We start from the raw sequence: 25842 nt of genomic DNA on the forward strand, positions 1-25842 counted from the left end.
ACCGAACAAAGGCTTCCCATGAGCGTAGATGCACAAGATGTAGTACTCGTCGTCGAGGACGAACCGGTAATCCTGATGGTCCTGACCGATTATTTGTCAGGCCAGGGCTATCGCGTATTGCAGGCCGAAAACGGCGAGCAGGCGTTCGAGATTCTGGCGAGCAAGCCGCATCTGGACATGTTGATTACCGATTTTCGCTTGCCGGGCGGAATCTCCGGCGTGCAGATCGCCGAACCCGCCGTCAAATTGCGTCCTGACCTGAAGGTGATCTTCATCAGCGGCTATCCGCAGGAAATCCGCGAGACCGGCAGCCCGATCACCCGCCGGGCGCCGATCCTGGAAAAACCGTTCGACCTGGACGTGTTGCAGGAGAAGATTCAGGAACTGCTGGCCTGAGGCGTCAACCGCCTCAGCTCTTGATCATTTCCCGCACCTTCGCCGTCAACAGATCGAAGGTGAAGGGTTTGGTGATCATCTGCATGCCAGGATCGAGGAATCCGCCGCGCACCGCAGCGTGCTCGGCATAGCCGGTGATGAACAGCACTTTCAATTCCGGCCGGTATTGTCGGCCGATTTCCGCCAGTTGCCGGCCGTTCATGCCCGGCAGACCGACGTCGCTGATCAGCAGATCAATGCGCTGGGCCGAGTCCAGGATGGGCACGGCACCGTCGACGTCGCTGGCTTCGACAAAGCCATAACCCAACTCGCTCAATACGGCGCTGACCAGCACCCGTACGGCCGGGTCGTCCTCGACGATCAGCACGGTTTCGCCTTCCAGGGCGTCCGGAGTCTGTTCCGTATCCATCGGAGTGTGGGGCAGGGACTCACCCTGGAAGCGCGGCAGATAGAGTTTCACCGTGGTGCCCTGATCGATTTCGCTGTCGATCGACACATGCCCGCCGGATTGCTTGCTGAAGCCATAGATCATCGACAGGCCGAGCCCGGTGCCCTGACCGATGGGTTTGGTGGTGAAAAACGGATCGAATGCGCGGTTGATCACGCTCTGCGGCATGCCGCAGCCGTTGTCGGTCACGCTTAACACGACGTAATCGCCGGGTTGCAGATTGCTGTAGCTCGCGGTGAAGTCACGATCCAGCACCTGATTGCCCGTTTCGACCACCAGATTGCCGCCGTCGGGCATCGCGTCCCGGGCGTTGATCACCAGGTTGAGCAGGGCGCTTTCCAGTTGATTGGGGTCGGCCTCGGCCACCCACAATTGCTCGTGCAAACGCATGTCCAGCTGGATGCTTTCGTTCAGGCTGCGTTGCAGCAGCTCGCCCATCGATTGCACCAGATCATTCATCTGCACCGCTTTGGAATCCAGCGACTGGCGCCGCGAGAAGGCCAGCAAACGGTGAGTCAGGCCCGCCGCCCGGTTGGCAGAGGTCACGCCCAGATCGATCAGGCTGTCGAGATCCTCTGTCCGGCCACGGGCAAGACGCCGGCGCAGCAATTCCAGACTGCCGATGATCCCGGTCAGCATGTTGTTGAAGTCGTGGGCGATCCCGCCGGTGAGCTGACCGACTGCCTCCATCTTCTGCGACTGGCGCAGCGCTTCTTCGTTGTGCCGTAGTTGCGCCGTGCGTTCCTCGACTTGTTGCTCAAGGGTTTCGAGGGTCGATTGCAGACGCCGTTCGCTTTCGCTCAGATCGATCAGACGGTCGCGGGCTTCGTACTGTCGTCGTCGACCGCGCAAGGCAGTGGAAACCAGGCTGATCAAGGTGGCTGGATGGAAAGGGCGTTCAAGGAATGTCACGTTACCCAGCAACTCACTGAGACGCGAAGACGGACCTTGCTCGGCCCCGCCATGATGAGTGAATAGCACGATGGGCAGATCCGACCATGCCGGTTGCTGCTTCAGATAGGCCAGCAGGCCTTCGAGGTCCGGGCCATTAAGGGCTTCGGCGGCAATCAGCAACAGGCCTGCGCCGGGCTCCAGTTCACTGCAAAGGTTGGCGAGGTCCGGGGTGATCAGGCCGCCATACCCGGCTTCGTTGAGGATCATCAGCGCAATCTGGCTGTCGCGACCCAGGGGCGCGAGGATCAGCGCCCGTTCGGACAGCGGGACGGTGACAGTCACAAGTTGTCTTCCTTGAGCAGCGGATTGCTCGCGCCGAGGTACGTGGGCACACCGCGCAGCACGCCCTGGAAGGCTTCCAGCGGTTCGCCGATGGTCATGCCCTGGGCGGAAATCCGGTATTCACGGATGGTCGATTCGTGGCTGCCGGTGCGTTTCTTGATGATCGAAATCGCCCGGCGCACCTTGCCGAGGGCTTCGAAGTAACGCAGCAGGATGACCGTGTCGGCCAGATAGGTGATGTCCACCGGCGCCTGCATGTCGCCAACCAGTCCGTGCTGGGCGACGGTCATGAAGGTCGCGGCACCCTTGCGGTTCAGGTACAGCAACAGCTCGTGCATGTGCAGAACCAGTGCATTTTCTTCCGGCATGGCGGCCTGATAGCCGTTGATGCTGTCGATCACCACGGTCTTGATGTCGGCTTCATCGACACAGCGTCGTACCCGGTGAGAAAACTCGCCAGGCGACAGTTCGGCGGCGTCGACCTGCTCGATCAGCAGATTACCGGTGGCTTGCAGGGCCTTGAGGTCGATGCCGATGTTCTTCATGCGCTCGAACAGCAGGCCCAGTTCTTCGTCGAAAATGAATAATGCAGCTTTCTCGCCCCGTGCGACTGCCGCAGCGGCAAATATCATCGAGATCAGCGATTTGCCGGTACCGGCCGGGCCGAGTATCAGTGTGCTGGAGCCGGTTTCGATGCCGCCGCCCAGCAGCGCGTCCATTTCGGTGATCCCGCTGGTCAATTGCAGACGCGGGTAATCGCCCCGATGTTCAGCCGCCACCAGACGCGGAAAGACATGCACGCCATCGCCCATGATGGTGAAGTCGTGAAAACCGCCGCGATATTTCTGGCCGCGATACTTGATCACACGCACGCGTCGGCGTTCCGCGCCGTAGTTGGGGGTCAGCTCTTCGAGGCGGATGACGCCGTGGGCCACGCTGTGGACGGTCTTGTCGAGGGATTCGGTGGTCAGGTCATCCAGCAGCAACACCGTCGCGTCATAGCGCACGAAGTAATGCTTGATCGCCAGGATCTGACGGCGATAGCGCAGGGAACTTTGCGCCAGCAGGCGGATTTCCGACAGGCTGTCGAGCACTACCCGGGTTGGCTTGAAGCGCTCGACCACTTCGAAAATCTGTTTGGTGGCTTCACCCAGTTCAAGATCCGAGGAATACAGCAGACTCTGTTGATGTTCGGCATTGAGCAGGCTTTCCGGCGGTGTCAGCTCGAAAATCTCGATGTTTTCATTCAAGTCCCAGCCGTGGGATGCCGCACCCTGGCGCAGTTCGCGCTCGGTTTCGGAGAGCGTGATGTACAGCGAGCGCTCTCCGGCACGGGCACCGGCGAGGAGAAAATGCAACGCCACCGTGGTTTTACCGGTACCGGGCTCGCCCTCCAGCAGGAAAACATGACTGCGAGAGAGACCACCGGCCAGGATGTCGTCCAGACCTTCGATGCCCGTGGCGGCTTTTGCGCTGATCAACTCGTTCGATGTAGACAAAAAATGCCCTCTCATGACTAGGGGAAACGAGGCAGCGGGCGGGGTGCGCCTTTGCGGGCTGCCTGTTTACTTGACCCTTTGCCGAGAGGGCGGTTCCGAAATTCTTTCCGGGTGTGTCATGGAAGCTGTCAGAAGTCGTTCAAAGCCCCTGCTGCAACGAGGGGTCGTCCGGATTCATCTGTTCGAGCTGGGCCAGCAGAACCTGAACATTCTGCAATTGGCCACTTTCTTTCCAGTAACTGATCAGCAGCACCCGTGCCTTGCGGTCGGCCGGGTGGCGCTGGACGATTTCCTGTAACTGTTTCTGCGCCGCTTCGAGTTCCTCGGCGCTGTGCAGCGTGGTGGCGAGGTCGTAGCGATAGTCTTTGTTGTCGGGCTCCAGCTCCACGGCCTTGGACAGGCCGAGCAGGGCGAATTCCCGTTGGTCGTGATGGAGCAGCCACAGACCCAGGGCATGTTGCAGGTAGGCGGAATCGGGTTGGGCCTTCAGTTGTCGGGCCAGCAGTTGCCGGGCGGCGTCACTCTGGCCCTGGCGGTCGAGCACCTCGATCTGCATCACCAGCGCCGGCAGATTGGCCGGATCCAGGCGCAGAGTCTGCTCAAGGGCATCCTGCGCCTGTTTGAGCTCGGCATTGTGCAGGTACAGACGCGCCAGTTGCGCATGGTTGGCGGCGCTTTCCGGCTGATGCTTGAGCGCCTCTTCCCACACGTCGATGCCTTGCTGCAACGGCGCGAAGTACAGGCCCAACTGGTCCGGGGACAGGCCGAGCAGGGCGTTGATTGCTGCAAAGCGAACGTTCTGGTCCTCATCGTCGAGCAACGGGCCGAGCAACAGACTGCGCTGGCCACCCGGCACCAGACCGGTCACGCTCCTGATCGCTGCCATTCGTACGTCGGGGGATTCGTTCTGCAGATCGGCATCGGCCAGTTTCAACGCTTGCGGGCTCGGGTAATTCGGCAGTTCGGCATGCAGCCAGACGCGCCGCTTGACTGAAAGATCCGGGCGTCCCAGTTGCTGGTACAAAACCCGCGCCGCGCCCGGCTGGCCGGCCCTGGCGGCGGCCAGCGCTTCACTGTAGCCATGCTTGATGGCTTCCGGCACCACGGGAGCGGTGCTGCGCAGCGACAGCCAGGCAACCAGAAGGACAAGCACGAGGCCAAGACTGATGAACACGTAGCGGCGGGACTGAGGCATGCAGGTATCCGAAGCTTTCATATTGACGCAGAGGGGCAAGCTTCGGTCAGCTGACGCCTTGAGTCAAACACTCTGCCCGTTATGTCACGCGACTGAGGATGAATATCCCTACAACATCTGTCGGCCCCGGAAGCCGTCGAGCTTCTGATGCAGTGACTACGCTTGGTGAAGTTCCTTTGACGAGTGCGTCCATGCAAGCCCTGCTCAATTATTTCAAGACGGTGATCCATCCTGGTCAGGCAGTGTTGCTGTTTGCCCTGCGAACCATTGCAGCCGGGTTGCTGACGCTTTACCTGGCGTTCCTGTTCGATCTGGATCAACCCAAATGGTCGATCATGGCAGTGGTCATTATCAGTCAGCCACTGGCCGGGATGGCGCTGGCCCGCAGTTTCGGTCAGGTCATCGGCACCACGCTCGGCGCGGCGGTGGCGGTGCTGATCATGGCGATTTTCCCTCAGGCGCCTTTGCCGTTCATCACAACCCTGGCGCTGTGGCTGGCGCTATGCACGGCCGGCGGCACCTTGCTGCGCTACACCAGTTCCCAGGCGTTCGTGCTCAGTGGCTACACCGCCGTGGTAGTGGCGCTGCTGGCCATTCCGGACCAGGACGGCACCTTCCTGCTGGCGGTTACCCGGGTGACCGAAACCCTGCTGGCGGTGGCCTGCGTCTGTGTCGTCAGCCTGTTGACGGCCCGTCCGGAGGCGGTTTCGCGCAACTACTTCGCCAAGGTCGATCAGGTGATAAAACTGGTCGCCACCCATGCCGCTGCGGTGATTCGCACCGAAGAAAGCGAAACCGAATTCCAGCGCCGACAAATGCAACTGCTCGGCGAAATCAGCGCCCTGGAAGGCTTGCGCCGTCATCTGTATTTCGATGCTCCGCGCCTGCGCAGTGCCAACAATCTCGTGTTGATGCTGGGCAATCAACTGATGCTGCTCACCTCGCGTCTGACAGCCCTGCGTCATCAGCGGCAGTTGCTGACCGAACGCTGGGACGGGGATCTGCCACTCGAGGTCCAGCGCTTGCGCGCCGATGAACTGGCGTTTCTCGATCAACTGGCACAGTACGGGCGTTCACTGCCGGAAGGCATGAGGCATCAACTGGTTGTCCTGCAGCAACAGTTCGAAGCGCTGGCCTACAGGGCTGAGCAGTTGACCGAGGACATGAGCGCAACCTTGCGTTCGCTGGCCTGGGCCCTGCGCTGGGAGCAGGCCCGGCTGCTGCAACAACTGGAGCAGATCCTCGAACTGAGCGAAGCCATACAGGACGGGCGGGAGGCCAGTTGCATGTTTCGTGGCCAGTCCAGCCCGCTGCACCTGGACTTCACTCTGGCGACGATGAATGCGATCCGGGCCTTCAGTGCATTGCTGGTGGCCGGGCTGATCTGGATCGAAACAGCCTGGGACGGTGCCCGTGGCGGGATGATTCTGGTGGGGATTCTGTGTTCGCTGATGGCAACGTTCCCGCGCCCCTTGATCGCCGCGCAGAGCTACGCCCGGGGACTGGGCCTGGCACTGGTGGTTTCAGCGTTGTATCAGTTCATGCTGGTGCCGGCGGTCAACGACTTCGAATGGCTGGCGATATTGCTGGCTCCGCTGCTTTACGTCATCGCGGTAGGACTGGCCAGCCCGGCCACGGCGGGCATCGGCATGGGGCTGGGGTTATCGAGTTTCCTGATGCTCGGCCCGCAGAATGTCGGCACCGGGCAGAACACGGCCATTCAATGGTTCGAATTTGCCGGTGCCTACGTCAGTGCGGCGATGCTGGCCCTGATCGTCTATGCGTGGATCTTTCCGTTCCGGCCGGTGTTGCGAATCCGTCGGTTCTACAACGAAGCGCGGGAACAGGTGTATCAACTGACCCAATCGCCAGCAACGGACGCAGAGCAATTCGCGTTCGAAAGCCGCATGGTCGACCGCCTGACCACCATGCTGGGTCTGTTGCCGGCAGCCAATGACCCGGACATGCAACGGCGCTATGAAATCAGCCTCGCCTGTGTGGCGCTCGGTGTCGCCATTCACCAGCTCAGACAACAGGTGCAGGGCAACGCTTTGCTGACGGACACCTTCGGCCGGCAACTGACGGCCGCTTTGCGCCAGACCGGCCGCTTCGTCGCTGGCCGCCCGGATGTGCACCTGCCAGCCTTGCTGACGACGCTGCATGCACTCGGTGACGAGCTGGATGACCTGCATGCCGCCACGCACGAGCACCTGTGGTCTGTATTCCGCATGCGTGTGGCGCTGTTGATCGTCGTCTCGTTCCTTGAGCGTCACGGTGAATATCTGCAGCACAATGCCCCTGAAGGAGAACCTGTCCTTGCCCATTGATTTCGAGATAGGCGGCGTCTACCTGCCGCCAATCGCCCAGGCGCTGATCCTCGCCATACCGGTCTTTCTCTTGCTGGACTGGGTATTGCGCCGCCTCGGCGTGTTGCGGCTGGTCTGGCATGAAGCGCTGTTCGAGGGCGCGCTGTACGCCTGTGTTTGCGCCACATTGATTCTGTTGATGGGAGCCTGATGCCTTGAAGACGTTGCTCACTCGATTGACGACATTGGCTGTGGTGCTGCTGGCCATCGTGCTCGGCTGGTTCGCCTGGGAGCATTACACCCGCGCGCCGTGGACGCGTGATGCGCGGGTGAGGGCAGACGTGGTGACCCTGTCGGCGGATGTCTCGGGGCGCATCGTCAGTCTGGCGGTCCAGGACAACCAGCATGTCGAGAAAGGCCAATTGCTGCTGGAGATCGATCCGGCGCGCTACAGTCTGGCGGTTGAACATGCCAGGCGTTCGGTAGAAGTGGCGAAGGCAACACTCGGCCAATCCCGGGCGTCCATCGTGGCCAGCGAGGCCTTGCTGAAACAACGCGAGAGTGAGGAACGACGCAGACGCACGCTCAAACAGGGCTTCGCGATTTCCGGCGAAGAGTGGGAAAAATCCAGCACCGACGTTGCCGTGGCCCAGGCTGACTTGCTGCGCAACCAGGCCAATCTCGGCCTGGCCGAGGCCAATGTGCAATTGGCGATTGCAGCATTGACTCAGGCGGAACTGGACCTGCAGCGTACCCGTGTCGAATCGCCGGTCAGTGGCTACGTCACCAACCTGTTGACCCGGCAGGGCGATTACGCTGTGGCCGGCGGTGCATTGCTGGCACTGGTGGACAGTGACTCGTTCTACATCAGTGGCTATTTCGAGGAGACCAAGCTGCCACGGATCGAGGAGGGCGACCGAGTGCGGATCGAGTTGATGAGCGGTGAGAAGTTCGGTGGCACTGTGCAAAGCATCGCCTTCGCCATCGCCGACCGGGAAAACGCGCCGGGCAGTCGATTGCTGGCCAACATCAACCCCAGTTACACCTGGGTGAAGCTGGCACAACGGGTGCCGGTGCGGATTGGCATCGACCCCGACTATGCCGGCAAGGATCGCCTCAGGGCAGGCACTACAGCCACCGTCACCGTTCTGGAAAACCACGAAAGACAGGCACAAAAAAGCCCCGCGACCGAATGATACGCGGGGCAAAAAATTGGTTGGTTGCGGCCAACCAAAGGAGCTCTTTAAAAAACTGTTACTTGCTGGCGACCGTTTCCGGTTGCCAGCCGCCACCGAGAGCCTTGTAGATCGCGACGATGCCGCGATACAGCTCGACTTCGGCCTGGGCCTGGCTGTCTTCGGCGTTCAAGCGTTCACGCTGGGCGTCGAGCAGCACCAGGAAATCCGTGGTGCCTTCGCGGTAGCGGATCTCAGCCAGATCGGCAGCCTTGCGGCTGGATTCGCTTTGGCGGATCAGCGAGATCAAGCGTTGCTGACGCTTGCCGTAATCGCTGAAGGCGTTTTCCGACTCTTCCAGGGCCAGCAGCACTTGTTGCTCGTAGGTCGCCAGTGCGCCTTCGGCATCGGCGTCGGCACCGCGCAAGCGGGCACGTACGCTGCCAAGGTCGAACGCCGCCCAAGTGATGCTCGGGCCCAGCGCCCAGGCGTTGGCCGCCGAGGAACCGATCTGCGAACCACGCCCGGCGGTCCAGCCGAGGAAGCCGCTGAGGCTGACCCGTGGGAACAGGTCGGCCTTGGCCACACCGATACGCGCCGTGGCGGAAGCCAGTTTGCGCTCGGCGCTGAGGATGTCCGGGCGACGTTGCAGCAGTTCGCCCGGGTTACCGATCGGCAATGCCTTGGCAATGGCTGGCAAGTCTTTCGGGCTCAGGTCGACGGTCAGCTTGTCCGGACGTTCACCCAGCAGGGTGGCGATGCGGTTTTTCTGCCGAACCTGCTCCGCCTGCAATTGCGGCACGCTGGCTTCGACCGAAGCCAGACGGGCATCGGCGCGCTCGACATCGAGCTGATCGCCCACGCCGGCGTCACGCAGGCTGATGGTGATCTTGCGCGACTCCTGCTGGTTTTCCAGGTTGGCCACGGCGATCTTTTCCCGCAGCTGGGCGCCACGCAGTTGACCGTAGGCGTCCACCAGTTCGGCAATCATGGTGACTTGCAGCTGGTACAGATCGGCTTCGGCGGCCTGCTGATCGGCTTCGCTGGCTTCCAGGTTGCGCTGGATGCGGCCAAACAGATCGACCTCCCAGGCCATGTCCAGACCCAGGTCATAGCGTTCGCTGTTGACCCGTTGGGTGGTCTGGCCGGGAATCTGTCCTTTGCCCAGATTGCTGCTGGCGCGGCTGGTGATGGTCGGCATGGCGTCATTGCTGACGTCATCGCGGATCGCCCGGGCCGCTTTCCAGCGGGCAAAGGCGACTCGCAGTTGACGGTTGCCTTGCAGCGATTGAGTCACCAACTGGTTGAGGGTCGGATCGTCGAACTGCTGCCACCAGATGCCTTCGAATTTCGAACGGTCAAAGTTCTTCTGGCCGGCGGCGCCGTCGGTGGCGGCCGTGATGTTGGCCGCCTCCGTGGCCGGGGTCTTGTAGTCGGGACCGACTGCACAGGCGCTCAAGGCCAGTACCAGCAGGCTCGGCAGGAAGACTTTCAGACTCATTGGTGCGCCTCCAGTTGCTGTGGAAGATTCTGCGCCTTGGCCGCTTTGCGGGCTTCACTGCGTTCCACGAAGTTGCGGATCAGTACATAGAACACTGGCGTCAGCAGCAGACCGAAGAAGGTCACCCCGAGCATGCCGGAGAACACTGCCACACCCATGGCGTGACGCATCTCGGCACCGGCACCGCTGGAGAACACCAGTGGCACCACACCCATGATGAACGCGAACGAGGTCATCAGGATCGGCCGCAGACGCAGACGGCAGGCTTCCAGTACAGCAGCCAGCGGATCGAGACCTTCCTGCTGTTTGTCCTTGGCGAACTCGACGATCAGAATCGCGTTCTTACAGGCCAGGCCCACCAGTACGATCAAACCGATCTGGGTGAAGATGTTGTTGTCGCCGCCGGAGATGATCACGCCGGTGATGGCCGACAGCAGGGTCATCGGTACGATCAGGATCACCGCCAGTGGCAGGCTCCAGCTTTCGTATTGAGCGGCGAGCACCAGGAACGCCAGCAGTACGCAGAGCGGGAACACGAACAGAGCAGTGTTGCCGGACAGAATCTGCTGGTAGGTCAGGTCGGTCCACTCGTAGGTCATGCCGTTCGGAAGTTCATCCTTGAGCAGTTTCTCGATGGCTTTTTCGGCCTGGCCGGAGCTGTAGCCCGGAGCTGCGGCACCGTTGATTTCAGCAGTGATGAAGCCGTTGTAGTGCATCACGCGATCCGGGCCCGAGGTGTCGCTGACCTTGATGAAGGTCGCCAGCGGGATCATTTCGCCCTTGTTGTTGCGTACTTTCAGCTGGCCGATCTGGTCGGATTCGAGGCGGAACTGCTGCTCGGCCTGAACGTTGACCTGATAGGTACGACCGAAGCGGTTGAAGTCGTTGGCATACAGCGAACCCAGGTAGATCTGCAGGGTGTCGAAGATGTCGCTGACGGCCACGCCGTGGGTCTTGGCTTTTTCCCGGTCGATGGCGGCATCGACCTGCGGCACGTTCACGGTGTAGCTGGTGAACAGGTTGGCCAGTTCCGGAACGTTATGGCTCTTGGCAATAATGTTCATGGTTTCCTTGTACAGCTCTTCGTAGCCCAGGTTGCCCCGGTCTTCGATTTGCAGGCGGAAACCACCGATGGTGCCCAGACCTTGTACCGGCGGCGGCGGGAAGATCGCCATGTACGCTTCCTGGATGTTCGCGTATTGGCCGTTCAGGGCCCCGGCAATCGCACCGGCGGACATGCTCGGGTCTTTACGCTCGTCGAACGGTTTCAGGGTCACGAACACGATGCCGGCGTTCGGGCTGTTGGTGAAGCCGTTGATCGAAAGGCCAGGGAACGCTACGGCGCTTTCCACGCCCGGCTGTTTCAGTGCCAGGTCGGACATGCGCTTGATCACGTCTTCGGTACGGTCCAGGCTCGCGGCGTCCGGCAGTTGCGCGAAGGCCACCAGGTATTGCTTGTCCTGGCCGGGTACGAAACCGGTCGGCGTGCTGGAGAAACCGAAGAAGGTCAGCACCATCAGGCCTGCGTACAGGAAGAGGGCGATGCCGCTGCCACGGATGACCCGGCGCACCGTGCCGACGTAGCCATGACTGGCACGGTCGAAGAAACGGTTGAACGGACGGAACAACCAGCCACCGAAGATCTTGTCCAGCACCCGCGAGAAGCGGTCTTTCGGTGCGTCGTGACCTTTGAGCAACACAGCGGCCAGCGCCGGCGACAGGGTCAGCGAGTTGAAGGCCGAGATCACGGTCGAGATCGCGATGGTCAGTGCGAACTGCTTGTAGAACTGACCGGTCAGGCCCGAGATGAATGCCGCCGGTACGAACACCGCACACAGCACCAGCGCCGTGGCAATGATCGGGCCGGTCACTTCACCCATGGCCTTTTTGGTCGCATCGAAGGGGTTGAGCCCCAGTTCAATGTTCCGCTCGACGTTCTCCACCACCACGATGGCGTCGTCCACCACGATACCGATCGCCAGTACCAGGCCGAACAGCGACAGGGCGTTGAGCGAGAAGCCGAACAGGTGCATCACCGCAAACGTACCGATCAACGATACCGGCACCGCCACCAAAGGAATGATCGAGGCGCGCCAGGTCTGCAGGAACAGGATCACCACCAGAACCACGAGGATCAGTGCTTCGAAGAGGGTGTGAACCACCGCCTCGATGGAGCCGCGCACGAAGATCGTCGGGTCATAGACGATGCTGTAGTCCATGCCTTGCGGGAAGCTTTTCTTCAGCTCTTCCATCTTGCCGCGAACTTCGTTCGAGATTTCGATGGCGTTGGAGCCCGGGCGCTGGAAGATCGGGATCGCCACGGCCGGCTGGTTGTTCAGCAGCGAACGCAGGGCGTACTGGCTGGAACCCAGTTCGACGCGGGCAATATCCTTCAGGCGAGTGATCTCACCGTTGTCGCCTGCGCGAATGATGATGTTCTCGAACTCTTCCTCGGAGACCAGACGGCCCTGAGTGTTGACCGACAGCTGAAAGCTTTGGGCATTCGGGGCAGGGGGCGCGCCCAACTGGCCGGCGGCGACCTGACGGTTCTGCTCGCGAATCGCGGTCACCACATCAGTGGCAGTCAGATTGCGCGAAGCGGTCTTGTTCGGGTCCAGCCATACACGCAGCGAGTAATCGCCCATACCGAACAGCTGCACGTCACCGACACCACCGAGGCGAGCGAGCTCATCCTTGATGTTGAGGATCGCGTAGTTGGACAGGTACAGCATGTCGTAGCGTTTGTCCGGCGAGGTCAAGTGCACGACCATGGTCAGGTCGGGCGAAGCCTTGTCGACGGTGATACCGATGCGGGTTACTTCTTCCGGAAGTTTCGGCTCGGTCCGGGTCACACGGTTCTGCACCTGCACCTGCGCGTTGTCCAGGTCGGTACCCAGGGCGAAGGTGATGGTCAGGGTGATCTTGCCGTCAGCGGTGGACTGCGAAGACATGTACAGCATGTTCTCGACGCCGGTGATGGCTTGCTCCAGTGGAGCTGCCACGGTTTCACCGATGACTTTGGGGTTGGCGCCCGGGAAGTTGGCACGTACCACCACGGTGGGCGGCACGACTTCCGGGTATTCGCTGATCGGCAACTGGAACAGCGAGATAGCGCCGGCGATCAGGATCAGCAGCGAAAGCACCGCTGCGAAGATCGGCCGTGAAATGAAGAATTGGGAAAAATTCATCGGAGTTGTCGTCCCTTAACCGCGTGGGGTCGCAGCAGCCAGTTTCACAACCGATCCAGACGCGCCTTTGGCAGGTGCGACTTTGGGCAGGTTGCTGGCTTCCAGCGCTTGTCGTTGTTGAGCGAGAGCGGCAATGGTTTGCTCGCTGGCCATCGGGATCACTTCAGGGGATACCGGAGAGCCAGGGCGAACCCGTTGCAGACCCTTGACGATGATCGTGTCGTCCTTGTTCAGGCCGCTGCGCACGATGCGCAGACCTTCGATCTTCGGACCGAGCTCGACGGCGCGGTAGGCGGTCTTGTTGTCGCCATCCATCACCAGCACGAACTTCTTGCCGAGGTCGGTGCCGACCGCTTCGTCATTGATCAACATGGCGTTGTAGGTGCCGCTGCCGACCAGTTTCAGGCGCGCATACAGGCCCGGGGTGTAGGTGCCGTCGCTGTTGTCGAACACGGCGCGACCACGAATGGTGCCGGTCTTCGGATTGACCTGGTTGTCGACGAAGTTCATCTGGCCCAGGTGCGGATTGCCGTCTTCGTTGGACAGACCCATGTACACCGGAGTGGTCGCGCCGCGCTGACCCTGACGGGCGAGTTGGGTGTATTTGAGGAATACACGCTCGTCGGCGTCAAAGTAGGCATAGACCTTGTCGGTGGAAACCACGCTGGTGAGCGGGGTGGTGTCGGCGGTCACCAGGTTACCGGCGGTGATCTCGGCCCGGCTGACGCGGCCACTGATCGGTGCGGTTACACGGGTGAAACTCAGGTTCAGTTTGGCCAGATCCAGTTGCGCTTGCAGTGCGCCGACTGCGGCGCGAGCTTCTTGTGCGGCGCTGGTGCGCGAATCGGCCAGTTCGGCGGAAATGGCGTTGCTGGCACGCAGGCGTTCGCCACGGCCGGCTTCGTTTTCACTGCGGGTGGCATTGGCGCGGGATTGGGCGACCAGGGCTTCGAGGCGGCGAACCTCAGCCTGGAACGGACGCGGGTCGATCTGGAACAACAGGTCGCCTTTCTTGACCAGTGCACCTTCGGTGAAGGCAACCTCGTCGATCTGGCCGGATACCCGTGGACGGATTTCAACGGTTTCCGGCGCCTCGAGGCGCCCGGTGAATTCGTCCCACTCGTTGACCGGTTGTTCCAGCACCTTGGCCACGCTGACCTTGGCAGCAGGCATGGCGGCGGCGGTTTCTGGAGTCTTGCCGCAGGCGCTCATCACCATCACGGCCAACAAAGCCAACGGGAAGCGCAAATGTTTGAGTGATTGTTCCATGGATGCATCCGCCAATGTATTGAAGATGGGCGGATGATGCTCGGCAGGTAGATAGCAAACGAATCGAATGACACGAAGGTAACTATCATTCGGAATGATATAAGACCGAGCGAAGCCCTCTAGCATGCACCTTTCGTTAGGGGGCTATCAATATGATCGATGACAAATCTGTGTTGCCGCGAATGCAACGGTTCACTTTTTTGACATGGTGGAGCGATTGACCGATGTTTTGCTGCTCAAAATGCGGCGCGCCGCATGCACTGCACGTTCGGAGAGCATTTCCATGCGCGGTGATTGCAGATCCCAGGCGTGCCAATAAAGCGCTACGTCAGTGAAATGACCGGGTGCCAAATCCACCAGCTCCCGGTTTTTCAGCAGGTCGCTGACCTGCATGTACGGCACCATCCCGTATCCAAGGCCACGGCGTATGGCTTTCAGACGGGCCTCCGGAAGTGACAGGTAATGGGTCGGATAAGCATCTGCCTGCAGGCCGAAACGCGACCGCATGAAATCAGACTGCAAAGTGTCCTTGCGTGAATAAGCGAAAACGGGCGCCTTGCGTGCAGCCGTGCGGGTCAGACCCTTGGCAAACCAGCGCTCCTGAAAGGCGGGCGATGCCACCAATTGGTAGCGTACCGATCCCAACAACTCGGCAAAACATCCTCGCATCGGCTGTGAGCGCGTGCCGATGCAACCGATGACCTGGCCACTTTCCAGTAATGCATAGGTGTGGTCCTGATCGTCGACCACGACGTCGAGCAGGATTTTTTCGCTGACGAATATCTCGGCCAGCGCAGGGAAAAACCAGGTCGCCAGCGTGTCACCGTTGACGGCTATGACAACCCGCAAATGGTCTTTTTCGTCACCGGTCAGGTCGTTGAGGAGTTCCTCTTCGAGCACCGTCGCACGGCGAAGATAGAGCATCAGTTTTCTTCCCGCCTGAGTGGGTTCGCACGGTCGCCCGCGCACTACAACCGAGCTGCCGAGGCGAACTTCCAGTGCGTGTATCCGTTGCGACACCGCCGAGGGCGTCACGTTGAGCCGTTCCGCAGCCTTTTCGAAACTGCCGCTGTCGACGACGGCAAGGAACGCCTGCATCTGTTTTGCATCGAGTTGCATGGCTGCCAGTCTCGTTAAGTTTTTCTAATCCGCACTGAAAGATACTTCGTTTTTCTTCATCTCGGTACCGAACTGCTCAATCATTCCATCACCGCGATCTGACCGATTCAGACCCGCACAGACGTTGCGCTATTGACCACACAGGGGGGCGCGTTATGAGGAATGAAATGTCCAGCGATCGATGCCTGCCATGAAACTCAACATGATCATTGCTGTGAGCGCTGTCGCATTGGTCGGCAACTATATCTGGCAGTCCCACGACTTGAAGCTCGGACCCTACGAATATCAGGCGTCAGCGAATGCTCTGCTATCGAGACACACCCACTCAGGGGCGCGTCAGCTGGCCTTGGACAAGGCCTGCAAAAAGTGTGCATCGCTTGGCAAGCAGCTCGGCGAGTTTGAAGTTCAATCTCGCTTGCCGCTGGATCCTGAGAATGAAGTCGCCCACGTGACGTTCGTCTGCAAGTGATTTCAAACAGCGCAATCAGAATCCTTTTACCGATGGAGAAAGCCATGAGGTTCATTTTTTTCACGTTGTTTGCGATGCTTTTGAGCGCTTGTGCCACTTCTGTTCATGATTGGTCCAGGCCGGGCGCCAGTGCCTATGACATCCAGCACGACAAAGCTGAATGCCAGTACCAGGCCAAGGCCGCAACGGCCAGCTACCACTCCACACCGACAGCAAATGACCAGACTCACGGCATGGGCAGCGCCGTGGGGGATGGCATCGTTATCGCTGAAAAACAGATCGATCTGACCAATGATTGCATGCGGGTCAAAGGCTATGCCGGCCAATGACGCACGCTCATATCCAGAGCGCCGAGAGTTTCACCCGCCCACGATGAACCCGTCCGCGTTTCTTTATAGTAGAGTCGCCATCGAACCACCTGTCGTCTGAGGCTTTCCGGCAATTGGTGTACGCAAAACCGACAGATGGGCACGACTTTCAAATGAGCGACTCTACGACGACCACCGGCGGCAATTGGTATGCGGTCATTGCGTTGGCACTGGCAGCATTCGTCTTCAACACCACCGAATTTGTCCCGGTCGGCCTGTTGAGTTCGATTGGCAACAGCTTCGACATGACGTCGGCTCAGGTCGGCCTGATGTTGACCATCTATGCCTGGGTGGTGTCGCTGACGTCGCTGCCCATCATGCTGCTGACGCGCAACGTCGAGCGGCGCAAGCTGTTGATCGTGCTGTTTGCGATGTTCATCGTCAGTCACATTCTGTCGAGTGTGGCGACCAGCTTCGCCGTCCTGTTGCTGAGCCGGATCGGCGTGGCGTTATCCCATGCATTGTTCTGGTCGATCACCGCTTCTCTCGCCGTGCGACTGGCGCCGCCGGGCAAACAGGTCCAGGCCTTGGGCTTGCTGGCGACCGGCACTTCCCTGGCGATGGTGCTGGGCATTCCTCTCGGCCGGATATTGGGCGAGGCGATGGGTTGGCGAACCACCTTCATCGCAATCGCCGTGTTGGCGGCTACGCTGGTGTTCTGGCTGGCGAGAGTCTTGCCGTTGTTACCGAGCCAGAACTCGGGATCACTGAAAAGCCTGCCGTTACTGTTGAAGCGACCGGCGCTGGTGGCGATCTATGTCCTGACGGCCATGGTCGTGACAGCTCATTTCACTGCCTACAGCTACATCGAGCCTTTCGTTCAGGTGGTGGCGGGCATGAGTGGCGAGACGGTCACGCTGATCCTGCTGCTATTCGGCGGCGCGGGGATTTTCGGATCTCTGCTGTTCAGCTGGCTGCACCGGTACAGCCCGCAGCGCTTTCTGATCGTCGCCGTGTCGTTGCTCGCGTTGTGTCTGGCATTGCTGCTGCCTTTGAACGGCGAGGTTTCCTACCTGTGCACCCTGAGCCTGTTCTGGGGAATGGCGATCATGGGCTTCGGTCTGGCGCTGCAGTCCAAAGTTCTGGTGCTGGCGCCTGACGCGACCGACGTGGCGATGGCGCTGTTTTCGGGGATCTACAACATCGGTATTGGCGGCGGGGCGCTGATGGGGAGCTGGGTGGGGAGCCAGTTTGGTTTTGCTTATGTTGGGGTGGTTGGCGGGATGTTGGCGGGGTTGGCGTTGTTGATTTATTGCCTGTCGGTCTATCGGGTGGCTCAACCCGGGGCTTCTGTTTGAGTTCTTGAACCGCTTTGCTACAGGAAAAATACCGATGGCAAAGCGGTTTCGGCAAGACTTCAGAGACTATCCGGATCCCCTGTTTTAGCCATTTCTACAGCTTTTGCCGGGTCGAAATGATTGTTGCTGGCGAGGCGCTTTAACTTGAAGCGGTTTATGGGATCTTGATCCCCAATGCATTCAGCGATGGGGTATCCATCCGACCATGTACGGTCAGCCCACTATCTGACTGAAAGGCCATCAATGCACCACGAGTTGCCTTGCCCATAACCCCATCAATGGTGCCTTGGTAATACTGGCGCACCATCAGCGCGGTCTGCACACGGGTGACCAGGTTGCTTTTCTGCTCATTGGTTGCGCGATTCCTTGAAGTGCTCGAACCAGTCCCACTGATAGTGCCAGACGACTGATAAAGGCTGTTGCTGCTTGAGGTGCTGCTCGAAGTACTCGGCGTACTGTAACTCCGAGTGCTGGTAGCGGGTGGGCTGTAGTAGCGAGGTGCGCTATACCCACCGGAGCCGCTGTAGTGAGAACTGTGCGAACTGTGGGACCGGTGTGAACTGTGCGAGCGATGTGCCGCGTAGATGTTCACGGCGTCTGGCGCATTGAGTGTATCGGTAAACACTGGAGGCTGAATCTTGTCGCTAGGTTGCCAGTTCGTATCGGCGAGCGGCATATGGCCTGCCTGTGCCAGGGTCGTTCCTGCAATTGGCAGAAGGGTGATTCCACTGATCATGACTTTCCAGCGATCAAGCAATTTCACTGTGCACTCCTTGCGTAGGCGCTAAAGGCCTCGGGCGATAGTCGTTGTATGCCGCGGCTTTGCCAGCGGTCGGTGTGGGATTTGAAGAAGCCAGAGCAATGTTTGACTGCAGCGCATTGCTGGCAGGTATCGATGAACAGGTTCTTCCAGTCCGAGATGCTCTGGCGAGCGAAACGCGAGAGGTGGGCTGGGATCAGGCACAGGGGCAGGTTGTAGATTGAGACCGGTACTCCGCGGTTGAACAAGAAATACACGGCTTCGCTCAGCGACTCCTGATAGTCCAGCGGGTCAATCCACAGTTCTTCGTAGTGTTTTCTGGCAAGACCCGTACTTTCGATACCCATCAGCGCAACATGCCGCACGAAGGGCAGGTTCCTGAACACGTAGTGGGCGAGCTCTGGCAAGCGTGGCGTGGTCAGGCGATTGAGCACTACGCGTATCTCGATGATCTGGTTGGCTCGGGCCAGGTTGTAAAGGCCCTGCAGGGTTTCGCTGAACGCGCCCGGAGCCTGTACTACATGATCATGGTCTTCGGCATTGTCCGCATACAGTGGAACGCCCCAGCTCAATTGAGGATGACCAACGGCAGTAAGTGCAGCGCCCCAGCTCGGGTCGTTGAACAGGCGCCCATTGCTGAGCACATGAATGGATTTCTGCGGTAAGACGACTTTGCACTTGGCCAGGATTTCGAGCAGACCGTCGCGATAAAGCGTTGGTTCTCCGCCACTGATTCCCAGGTTTTCCTCGCCCGGGTCCATCAGGTCTATCAGCCGTAGATTCTCTTCGATATGCCAACGGTCATCGATATCTTTGGGCGGCTGCGAGCACATCAGGCAAAGGCTGTTGCAACGATCTGTCATGAACAACAGGTTGCTGTCCGAGCCGCGTCGATAAAGCACTCTTACCAAAGCGTTGCCCGGTGTGATGGCGATAACATCACCGGGCTGTACAACTTCCGCATCTTTGGGGGTGTGCAGGTGTAGCCGTTCGCTGTCGAATTCGCCTATCAATGGCTCTGGGGTCAGAAATCCACCCAATGGCAACGAAAGCATGTGCGGATTCCGTTGCAGTTCTTCATTTGGCAGCCAAAGCAATAGGTCACCGAACTCGGCGTTACCAGCACAAACAGCCAAGCCTTGCTCGATGAACTCATTCAGAGTGATGACCTTGAGCAGTTTTGGCTCGTGCAGGTGAAGGATTTCGAAATGGGTATCTTTGCGTAGCATCGCTATCAGGTCCTGTAACCCGGAAAACGAACATCGCTGTAGGAGCGTCTGTTCAACCAGGACAGCAGCACTCTTTGTACATTGTCGTCGCCGTCGCGAAGCAAACCGAACAAATGCTTCAGCAGCCCCATGTTCTTCTTGCAGAAGTTGCTGAATACTCGGTGTCCGATCGGATCTCCCTGGCGAGCATAGTGTTCGACAGGGTCTGCGCCGCAGTAGGGGACCAGCGCGCAGTCCGAGCAACCGGGCAGTGCTTCAGCAATGCCACTGGCAAGCAATGCATCCATGACGGGCGATGCCAGCAGCTCAGGTAAGGGTTGCCGGACGGTACTAAGCCTCAAGCCGTCTTCGCCCATTTCCAACAACATCCGGGCTTCGTCCGAGGGATAGACATAGCCGTCATAGTTGTAAACCAGCGCTGCGGTACCAGCGCCGGTGGGGGAGCGCAAGTCCACGTAGCCAGAGGAGAAGGGCGTCAGGATATTCTTCAGCAGCAGGCTCGTGTAACTCTCCGAGAGGTATACGCCTTGCTGATTGATCTCCAACAAATAGGCCAGTGCTTTCTGGTAGAAGGCCAGGTAGCGCTCAATCGGGTAATCAAGGCGATGGGCACTCTTGGTGGCGAACCCATAAGGGCTCAGTGGCCGAAGCGAGATGCTGGAAAAACCCTGGCTTACATACTCGTCGATGATCGCTTCGGGCTGTTCGAGGCTTCTTGATGTCAGTGTGGTCAGCGCGGAAACCGCATCATGCCCAAGACGCTCACGGACCCACTGGATGCCTTTCACAGTGCGCTCGTAGGAATCTCGTGAAGGGCTGGGGCGGTTGGCATTGTGCAAGGCTGCCGGCCCATCAAGCGAGGTCGAAAACTGGATGCGATTTTGTTCTGCGAAGTCGAGTATTTCCTCCGTCAGATGGTGCAGCGTGGTGGTGATGACGAACTGGATATCCCGTTGTTCGACCACATTTCGCTCAACGACCCATTCGACAATCTGGCGGACGCGCTCGAAGGCCAGTAGCGGCTCGCCACCCTGAAACTCCACAGTCAGGGCGGGAGCGTTCGATTCGAACAGGCGATCGACCGCTGCCTGTGCATCCGCTTCCGACAGGTCGTGGCTGGATCCTCCCAGAGGGGCTCGCGACACCTGGCAGTACTGGCAGGTGTGGTTGCAGCGCAATGTAACCACGAACAAGTGCAGTGCAGGGCCCTGGAAAAGGAAGTCTTTGCGACTGCGATATTGCGCCGCCATTTCCGGGAGCGGGTCGTGGCGGTCTGGTTCGCAGATGAAGTGGCGGGCCAGCAGGTCCTTATAAAAAGGCGTACTTGCTTGGACATCGAAGTAACTGAGGGCTCGTAATTGCGCGTCGTTCACGTGCATGTACTCACCGGTATCGGAGGTGAGCAGGATGTCACGATCATGTCCCGTGTTCATGCGCATGAATCGAAAAGGCAGCAAGCGGTAGTGCTTGGCGTCTGTCGCAATAATGGTCACTGGGAAATCCCACATCCAGCGAGCGCAGCTCGGGCGAGGACTTCGCGCAGCCCTACTGTTTCTCGGTTGATATGGTCGCGTAGGGCGAAGTCGTTCAGTTGCTGAAGGATCAGCGAGTGAGCCCGCTCCGGGGAAAGCGTTAGCCTTGTTTCAACGGGGTGAGCCGTGAGAGTTATCTGATCGGTCTCACTTCCGACCTGGATCGTGACGGTGTCGGCCAGGGAATAAGCGGCGCGTTGCACCACACTGAGCGGGTAGGCTGCGCTGTCGAGTTTCAGCGTGACTGGCCATGTCATCGGAACCGATCCTTCAAATCCGTTGGAAACGTGTGGATTTTGCCGGTTGCCGAGGCATTGTGCCATCACATTTTTTATATTTGCACACATTTGTCCGGCGAGGCGGTGCTGTACTCACTCGGTTAAGCTATCGATAAGAGACAAGGCCAAGGGCTCATATAAACCTCGCTGCGAAGCGCGGATGAGCGAGTAGCCGCTGCAAACAAGCACGCCCAATGAGCTTGCATGGAGCAGTCATTTGAACAAGGCAAGGAACTTGTCGAAGGAGGCGCCGCCGGAGAGGCGATGCCCTTTGCCTCGACCAGACAACTCGTAAATGAGCGGGATACAAGGGGCGGCGATGGAGTTGAAATTGGCTTACAGACTATCCGGATCCCCAAAAAACATCTGAATCCGCGATCTCAACCAGCGCTCCCCCGGATCGTTATCCTGCGACCCTCGCCAGGCCATGTGCAGTTCAAACGTGCGCGTCGGCAGCGGTGGATCTTCCGCTCGAACCCCACCCGCAGACGTCAGCGCATCAGCCGTGTAATCCGGCACGGTTGCGACGATATCGGTCCCTGCCAGCAAGGTACTCAAGCCGTTGAACTGCGGCACGGCCAGCACCACGTGGCGTTTGCGGCCGAGTTTTTCCAGTTCTTCATCGATAAAGCCGCTGAGGTCGCCGGCGAACGACACCAGCGCATGGGGGCGGGCGCAGTAGTCGTCCAGGCTCAGCGGCCCCGGCACGGTATCAGCGCGCAATAGTTTTGGCTGGCTGCGGCGCAAGACCTTGCGCTTGGCGTTGGCGGGCAGGTCGGTGGTGTAGCTGACGCCAATGGAGATTTCGCCGGAGGCGAGCAGGCCGGGCATCAGGATGTAGTTGACGCGGCGCACCACCAGCACGATCCCTGGCGCCTCGGCGCGCAGGCGCTTGAGCAGCATGGGCAGCAACGCGAATTCGACGTCGTCCGACAAGCCGATCCGGAATACCGAGGTGCTAGTGGCCGGGTCGAATTCGGCGGCGCGGCTGACCGCTGTCGAAATCGAGTCCAGGGCCGGCGAGAGCAGGGCGAAGATTTCCACCGCACGGGCGGACGGTTCCATGCTGCGCCCGGTGCGTACAAACAGCGGATCGTCGAACAGACCGCGCAGGCGCGAAAGCGCCGCGCTGATCGCCGGCTGGCCGAGAAACAGCTTTTCCGCCGCGCGGGTTACGCTGCGTTCGTGCATCAGGGTTTCGAATACGATCAACAGGTTCAGGTCGACACGACGCAGGTCATTACGATTCATCTGGAGTCCTGGCAGAGTCATCAAGCTTGACGAGAGCGACCATATGAGAACAATGGCCGGCATGAATCTTACGGGGAAAGGCTGGTACTCTGCACCGGGTAATTCAGCTTTACTGAGATGGATGCAGCAGTTTTTTCATGGATTTGCTCAATGCTGGCCATACTGCGGAATCAATGACAGGCATGTCGACTATTAATAGCCACTGATAGTCTTGGCCGGAAAGCCCAGATAGAGTTCAGGGCATTAGAGGTTACTTTGACGAGGTTTGCGATGTCCCGCACGATCCGTTTTCACAAGTTTGGTCCGGCCGAGGTGCTCAAATGCGAAGAGCATGCGGCCGCTCAGCCAGGTCCTGGCGAAGTGCAGGTGCGTGTCGAGGCGATCGGCATCAGCTGGTATGACACGCTCTGGCGTCAGAACCTGGCATCGTCACAGGCTCGCCTGCCTTCGGGCCTGGGCCATGAAATGGCGGGTGTGGTCACAGCCATTGGCGACGGTGTCGAAGACCTGATCGTCGGTGACAAGGTGGCCAGCTTCCCGGCCGAGAGCCCCAATGACTATCCGGTCTACGGCGAACTGATCGTTCTGCCGCGTACCGCGCTTACCCGTTATCCGGACGTGCTGACCCCGATTGAGGCCAGCGTGCATTACACGCCACTGTTGATCGCCTACTTCGGTTACGTCGATCTGGCGCGAGTCAAACCCGGGCAGTTTGCCCTGGTCACCGACGCCAGTCATTGCGCCGGTCCATCGTTTGTCCAGCTGGGCAAGGCGCTGGGTGTGCGCGTGATTGCCGCCACGAAAACCGCTGAAGAGCGCGAATACCTGCTGTCCCTCGGTGCCGAGAAAGTCATCGTCACCGAAGAAGAAGACCTGTTGATGCGGATCAACAAGATTACCGACAACCGCGGCGTCAACGTCGTGTTCGACGGTCTCGGCGGCCCGCAGATGTCGCTGCTGGGCGATGTACTGGCACCTCGCGGCAGTCTGGTGCTGTATGGCCTGCAAGGTGGCAACCAGACGCCATTTCCGGCGTGCGCAGCGTTCCAGAAGAACATCCAGTTCTTCGTGCACTGCATCGGCAACTTCACCGGCAAGCCGGAACTGGGCATCGTCCAGGATCACGTCGCGCTGCAACGTGCCCTGCGTGACATCAACCAGCTGACGGCCGACCGCGTGCTGGTTCCGCTCAAGACCCGGGTCTTCCCGTTCAACGAGTTTGTCGAAGCACACCGCTACATGGACGAGTGCCCTTGCCGTGAGCGGGTCGCCCTGCAAGTCGAACCTGCCTGACTTTTGTGATCAGAGTCCGTGGCCCCACGGACTCTTGTGCGTTCCACCCTACAGACCATGAGAAACCCTGGGCGCGATGCCTGGGGATGTTCAGCAACTGAACTGGTTTTTACTCTTGATCTGTATCTTCTAATCGCCATCCAGACCCTGATAATTGAATGACTACTTTCATCTCAAGGAATGAGCTATGGCTGTGCATTCTGTTTACTTTGCGCAATACCGGGCAATAGTGGTTGGCCGATATTTCAGATTCTGTTTAATTGCTGTAGGGCGACCCGGTAATCCCTTCTTTTTTTCTTGTGCTCATCATGTGCAAGTCATTGTAAGAATTTTCCTAGGAAAACTTCTTTGTCGAGAAAAGCCTGTAAAGACGAGGGCTTGCGGCGTGTGGTTGGCGAATTTCAATTATTGCCGGCTCAACTGTTTCAAATAACTACAAAACCTTAAGTGTTAGCATTTCAGCGTCTATTAATTAATGAAGAGTGATTGCGTATCCGACGTTCGTGGCTGCGCAATATAAAACCTTTGATATCGGGTGAAGTACTGATGAGCACGATCCATGACCAGGCAATGAACTATGTCTACCAGCAAGTATTGCAACGATTGCTGAGTTTCTTTTCCCGTGCCGAACGCACGGCATTGCAGCTGTTGATTCAGCGATTGGCGGTAGCCGCCGGGGGCATGGATCGTATCGGTGAATTCAAGGTGCTGGTCACGCAATCGGGCACTCGTGATTGCTGCTACAGCCTGGCCCTGTTGCGTGCTGCGCAACTGAGTATCGCCGGACGGGCTCCGGGCACTTTTCAGTTACGGGTGGCGACCCTGCGCGGTTGTGCCACACCGGCGTCGGCATTGCACAACATGCATCGCAGCTTCAGCGCCCTGTTTCTGTATGACGACCCAAGGGTCGAACTGCTGATGATCGACAACCGGGAGGTCTTGCCTTTCAATCATCAGGAGCCCCTTTCCGACGATGGGCGCGAGGCGAACCGCATCAATTTGCTGATGGTTGGCCACCGCCGCTGCTGGAGCGAGAGCCTGGAGCTTTGGGATGATGCGTACCTGGCCACGGCCGAGTTCTACGGACAGGTCGCTCGGTGGAGCAATGGTGTCGATGCACTGGTCAGCAGCGACTCCGCACGCCGTCAGGCGCACTTCCTGCAAGGGCTGGATCGTGCAGCGCAAAAGGCCGGCATCGGCGCGCTGCCGAAGCGGGCCGCCGGGTTCGATGAGTTGTTCGACGTGCTGGACGGTATGGGAGGTGACTGTTACCGGGAACTCCGTGCACCGGACGATCTGCCGCCGTGGCGGCCGCTCGGCCAGTTCGAAGCCTGCCGACGCACCAGTTATATCGGTATCGATGACATCGTGGTGGGCAAGATGGAGGAGCGGTGGCCCTTGCTCAGCGATTTTCTCGGGTTTCAGACTGACGAGCTGTTGCTCGAACCGGGTACCGGTGAGTCGACGGATCCCTTGATCACTGCCTACCTGAGCGGTCTCCAGGCTTGCTGCATCGAGGGTCGCAATTACGAAAGTGGCGTATCCGAATACCTGCAGCGTTGCCTCGCATTCATGCGCCGCCAGGACGTTTCGGAGCAAACCTGTGAGCGCTTCATGGCGACGTTCGGCACCCTGACAGATCCGGGCGAGCATCGATCACTGGCCGCCACCGCCTTGCAAAAGAATTTCGGGCTCAATGAAGCGCAATTGGTCTGCCTGCTGTTTGCGCCGTTCATCGAGGGTGGCGCAGGACTCGAACGTTTTCTGCGAACCTGCCATCCGGGCATGCTGGTGGCCATGCCGGATCTGCATCGTGCGATGCAGGGGTTGCACGCTCCTGAACAGGTTTTGCAATGGATGACCGATGTCAGCGGCTTGCCCGTGCAACTGATCAGCCGGTTGTATGCCATGGCGCCCGTCCGAGTGACTGACCAGACGACGCACGCCCCGGATCCTGTTGATAGTGAGGTTGCCGCAGGCGACCGTTCGGCGGAAGGTTGAGTGTGAGTCTCGCGCCCGATCGCCAAAGAAT

The 25842-nt window shown here is 59.3% G+C and carries 21 protein-coding genes; 9 read left to right on the top strand and 12 right to left on the bottom strand.

Annotated features, from left to right (window positions below):
- Positions 1-18: 18 nt before the first annotated feature.
- The gene (locus tag M5B98_RS01495) at positions 19-396 is read left to right on the top strand and encodes a response regulator (protein ID WP_007954537.1); all 378 of its coding nucleotides are present in this window, start codon (positions 19-21) and stop codon (positions 394-396) included.
- A gap of 13 nt (positions 397-409) precedes the next feature.
- Here the strand turns inward: M5B98_RS01495 and M5B98_RS01500 are convergent, their stop codons facing one another.
- The 3 genes from M5B98_RS01500 to M5B98_RS01510 all read right to left on the bottom strand — a co-directional run bounded on the left by M5B98_RS01500 (position 410) and on the right by M5B98_RS01510 (position 4774).
- The gene (locus tag M5B98_RS01500) at positions 410-2080 is read right to left on the bottom strand and encodes an ATP-binding protein (protein WP_248741535.1); all 1671 of its coding nucleotides are present in this window, start codon (positions 2078-2080) and stop codon (positions 410-412) included.
- Complete coding sequence (locus M5B98_RS01505) at positions 2077-3579, bottom strand: ATPase domain-containing protein (protein ID WP_248741536.1); 1503 nt, start codon at positions 3577-3579, stop codon at positions 2077-2079. Before M5B98_RS01505 ends, M5B98_RS01500 begins: the two co-directional genes overlap by 4 nt.
- Positions 3580-3718: 139 nt before the next feature.
- Complete coding sequence (locus tag M5B98_RS01510) at positions 3719-4774, bottom strand: tetratricopeptide repeat protein (RefSeq protein ID WP_085710171.1); 1056 nt, start codon at positions 4772-4774, stop codon at positions 3719-3721.
- 191 nt (positions 4775-4965) lie between these two features.
- On the opposite strand from M5B98_RS01510, the gene M5B98_RS01515 reads away from it, so the two are divergent.
- The 3 genes from M5B98_RS01515 to M5B98_RS01525 are packed head-to-tail and all read left to right on the top strand — an operon-like array spanning position 4966 to position 8276.
- Positions 4966-7101, top strand: coding sequence for an FUSC family protein (locus M5B98_RS01515; protein ID WP_248741537.1), 2136 nt, complete (start codon positions 4966-4968; stop codon positions 7099-7101).
- Positions 7091-7291, top strand: a complete 201-nt coding sequence (locus M5B98_RS01520) for a DUF1656 domain-containing protein (protein ID WP_085709788.1) — start codon at positions 7091-7093, stop codon at positions 7289-7291. The genes M5B98_RS01515 and M5B98_RS01520 overlap by 11 nt, the downstream gene beginning before the upstream one ends.
- A 4-nt stretch (positions 7292-7295) precedes the next feature.
- Entirely contained in the window at positions 7296-8276 is a 981-nt protein-coding gene (locus tag M5B98_RS01525; RefSeq protein WP_248741538.1) for an HlyD family secretion protein, read from the top strand.
- Positions 8277-8334: 58 nt separating this feature from the next.
- Here the strand turns inward: M5B98_RS01525 and M5B98_RS01530 are convergent, their stop codons facing one another.
- The 4 genes from M5B98_RS01530 to M5B98_RS01545 form a co-directional block, all read right to left on the bottom strand.
- On the bottom strand, positions 8335-9756 hold the full coding sequence (locus M5B98_RS01530) for an efflux transporter outer membrane subunit (RefSeq protein WP_114882879.1): 1422 nt from the start codon (positions 9754-9756) through the stop codon (positions 8335-8337).
- The gene (locus M5B98_RS01535) at positions 9753-12944 is read right to left on the bottom strand and encodes an efflux RND transporter permease subunit (protein WP_085709791.1); all 3192 of its coding nucleotides are present in this window, start codon (positions 12942-12944) and stop codon (positions 9753-9755) included. Before M5B98_RS01535 ends, M5B98_RS01530 begins: the two co-directional genes overlap by 4 nt.
- 15 nt (positions 12945-12959) lie before the next feature.
- On the bottom strand, positions 12960-14213 hold the full coding sequence (gene mexE, locus M5B98_RS01540; protein ID WP_114882883.1) for a multidrug efflux RND transporter periplasmic adaptor subunit MexE: 1254 nt from the start codon (positions 14211-14213) through the stop codon (positions 12960-12962).
- A 192-nt stretch (positions 14214-14405) separates the two neighbouring features.
- Entirely contained in the window at positions 14406-15332 is a 927-nt protein-coding gene (locus tag M5B98_RS01545; RefSeq protein ID WP_248741539.1) for an HTH-type transcriptional regulator ArgP, read from the bottom strand.
- A gap of 190 nt (positions 15333-15522) precedes the next feature.
- Between M5B98_RS01545 and M5B98_RS01550 the strand changes: the two genes are divergently transcribed.
- The 3 genes from M5B98_RS01550 to M5B98_RS01560 all read left to right on the top strand — a co-directional run bounded on the left by M5B98_RS01550 (position 15523) and on the right by M5B98_RS01560 (position 17467).
- A complete protein-coding gene (locus M5B98_RS01550; RefSeq protein WP_134826782.1) occupies positions 15523-15801 on the top strand; it encodes a hypothetical protein in 279 nt (92 codons plus the stop codon).
- 44 nt (positions 15802-15845) lie between these two features.
- The gene (locus M5B98_RS01555) at positions 15846-16130 is read left to right on the top strand and encodes a hypothetical protein (RefSeq protein WP_248741540.1); all 285 of its coding nucleotides are present in this window, start codon (positions 15846-15848) and stop codon (positions 16128-16130) included.
- A 152-nt stretch (positions 16131-16282) separates the two neighbouring features.
- Entirely contained in the window at positions 16283-17467 is a 1185-nt protein-coding gene (locus tag M5B98_RS01560; RefSeq protein ID WP_248741541.1) for a sugar transporter, read from the top strand.
- A 154-nt stretch (positions 17468-17621) separates the two neighbouring features.
- Here the strand turns inward: M5B98_RS01560 and hxsA are convergent, their stop codons facing one another.
- The 5 genes from hxsA to M5B98_RS01585 all read right to left on the bottom strand — a co-directional run bounded on the left by hxsA (position 17622) and on the right by M5B98_RS01585 (position 22517).
- Complete coding sequence (gene hxsA, locus M5B98_RS01565) at positions 17622-18230, bottom strand: His-Xaa-Ser repeat protein HxsA (protein ID WP_248741542.1); 609 nt, start codon at positions 18228-18230, stop codon at positions 17622-17624.
- Complete coding sequence (gene hxsC, locus M5B98_RS01570; protein WP_248742152.1) at positions 18227-19462, bottom strand: His-Xaa-Ser system radical SAM maturase HxsC; 1236 nt, start codon at positions 19460-19462, stop codon at positions 18227-18229. The genes hxsA and hxsC overlap by 4 nt, the downstream gene beginning before the upstream one ends.
- Positions 19462-20949 (bottom strand): His-Xaa-Ser system radical SAM maturase HxsB, encoded by a 1488-nt coding sequence (gene hxsB, locus M5B98_RS01575; RefSeq protein ID WP_248741543.1) that lies wholly within the window; start codon positions 20947-20949, stop codon positions 19462-19464. Before hxsB ends, hxsC begins: the two co-directional genes overlap by 1 nt.
- Positions 20946-21245: a His-Xaa-Ser system protein HxsD gene (hxsD, locus tag M5B98_RS01580; protein WP_248741544.1), complete on the bottom strand. Its 300-nt coding sequence runs from the start codon at positions 21243-21245 to the stop codon at positions 20946-20948. Before hxsD ends, hxsB begins: the two co-directional genes overlap by 4 nt.
- Positions 21246-21602: 357 nt before the next feature.
- Positions 21603-22517 carry a LysR family transcriptional regulator gene (locus M5B98_RS01585; protein WP_085709803.1) on the bottom strand — a complete coding sequence of 305 codons (915 nt, stop codon included), beginning with the start codon at positions 22515-22517 and terminating at the stop codon, positions 21603-21605.
- Positions 22518-22787: 270 nt separating this feature from the next.
- Here M5B98_RS01585 and M5B98_RS01590 point away from each other — a divergent pair, with 270 nt between their 5' ends.
- Both M5B98_RS01590 and M5B98_RS01595 read left to right on the top strand, forming a co-directional pair.
- Positions 22788-23810 carry a zinc-dependent alcohol dehydrogenase family protein gene (locus tag M5B98_RS01590; protein WP_085709804.1) on the top strand — a complete coding sequence of 341 codons (1023 nt, stop codon included), beginning with the start codon at positions 22788-22790 and terminating at the stop codon, positions 23808-23810.
- A 546-nt stretch (positions 23811-24356) separates the two neighbouring features.
- Complete coding sequence (locus tag M5B98_RS01595; protein ID WP_248741545.1) at positions 24357-25811, top strand: hypothetical protein; 1455 nt, start codon at positions 24357-24359, stop codon at positions 25809-25811.
- Positions 25812-25842 lie beyond the last annotated feature (31 nt).

It is taken from the genome of Pseudomonas sp. MWU12-3088 (assembly GCF_023242405.1).
Classification (GTDB): domain Bacteria; phylum Pseudomonadota; class Gammaproteobacteria; order Pseudomonadales; family Pseudomonadaceae; genus Aquipseudomonas; species Aquipseudomonas kribbensis.

Bases quoted from the DNA above. Each gene is read 5' to 3' on its own strand.
- mexE (WP_114882883.1), bottom strand. From the start codon at position 14,213: ATGGAACAATCACTCAAACATTTGCGCTTCCCGTTGGCTTTGTTGGCC.
- M5B98_RS01545 (WP_248741539.1), bottom strand. From the start codon at position 15,332: ATGCAACTCGATGCAAAACAGATGCAGGCGTTCCTTGCCGTCGTCGAC.
- M5B98_RS01590 (WP_085709804.1), top strand. From the start codon at position 22,788: ATGTCCCGCACGATCCGTTTTCACAAGTTTGGTCCGGCCGAGGTGCTC.
- M5B98_RS01495 (WP_007954537.1), top strand. From the start codon at position 19: ATGAGCGTAGATGCACAAGATGTAGTACTCGTCGTCGAGGACGAACCG.
- M5B98_RS01510 (WP_085710171.1), bottom strand. From the start codon at position 4,774: ATGCCTCAGTCCCGCCGCTACGTGTTCATCAGTCTTGGCCTCGTGCTT.
- M5B98_RS01555 (WP_248741540.1), top strand. From the start codon at position 15,846: ATGAGGTTCATTTTTTTCACGTTGTTTGCGATGCTTTTGAGCGCTTGT.
- M5B98_RS01530 (WP_114882879.1), bottom strand. From the start codon at position 9,756: ATGAGTCTGAAAGTCTTCCTGCCGAGCCTGCTGGTACTGGCCTTGAGC.
- hxsD (WP_248741544.1), bottom strand. From the start codon at position 21,245: ATGACATGGCCAGTCACGCTGAAACTCGACAGCGCAGCCTACCCGCTC.
- M5B98_RS01585 (WP_085709803.1), bottom strand. From the start codon at position 22,517: ATGAATCGTAATGACCTGCGTCGTGTCGACCTGAACCTGTTGATCGTA.
- M5B98_RS01535 (WP_085709791.1), bottom strand. From the start codon at position 12,944: ATGAATTTTTCCCAATTCTTCATTTCACGGCCGATCTTCGCAGCGGTG.
- M5B98_RS01550 (WP_134826782.1), top strand. From the start codon at position 15,523: ATGAAACTCAACATGATCATTGCTGTGAGCGCTGTCGCATTGGTCGGC.
- M5B98_RS01595 (WP_248741545.1), top strand. From the start codon at position 24,357: ATGAGCACGATCCATGACCAGGCAATGAACTATGTCTACCAGCAAGTA.
- M5B98_RS01515 (WP_248741537.1), top strand. From the start codon at position 4,966: ATGCAAGCCCTGCTCAATTATTTCAAGACGGTGATCCATCCTGGTCAG.
- M5B98_RS01560 (WP_248741541.1), top strand. From the start codon at position 16,283: ATGAGCGACTCTACGACGACCACCGGCGGCAATTGGTATGCGGTCATT.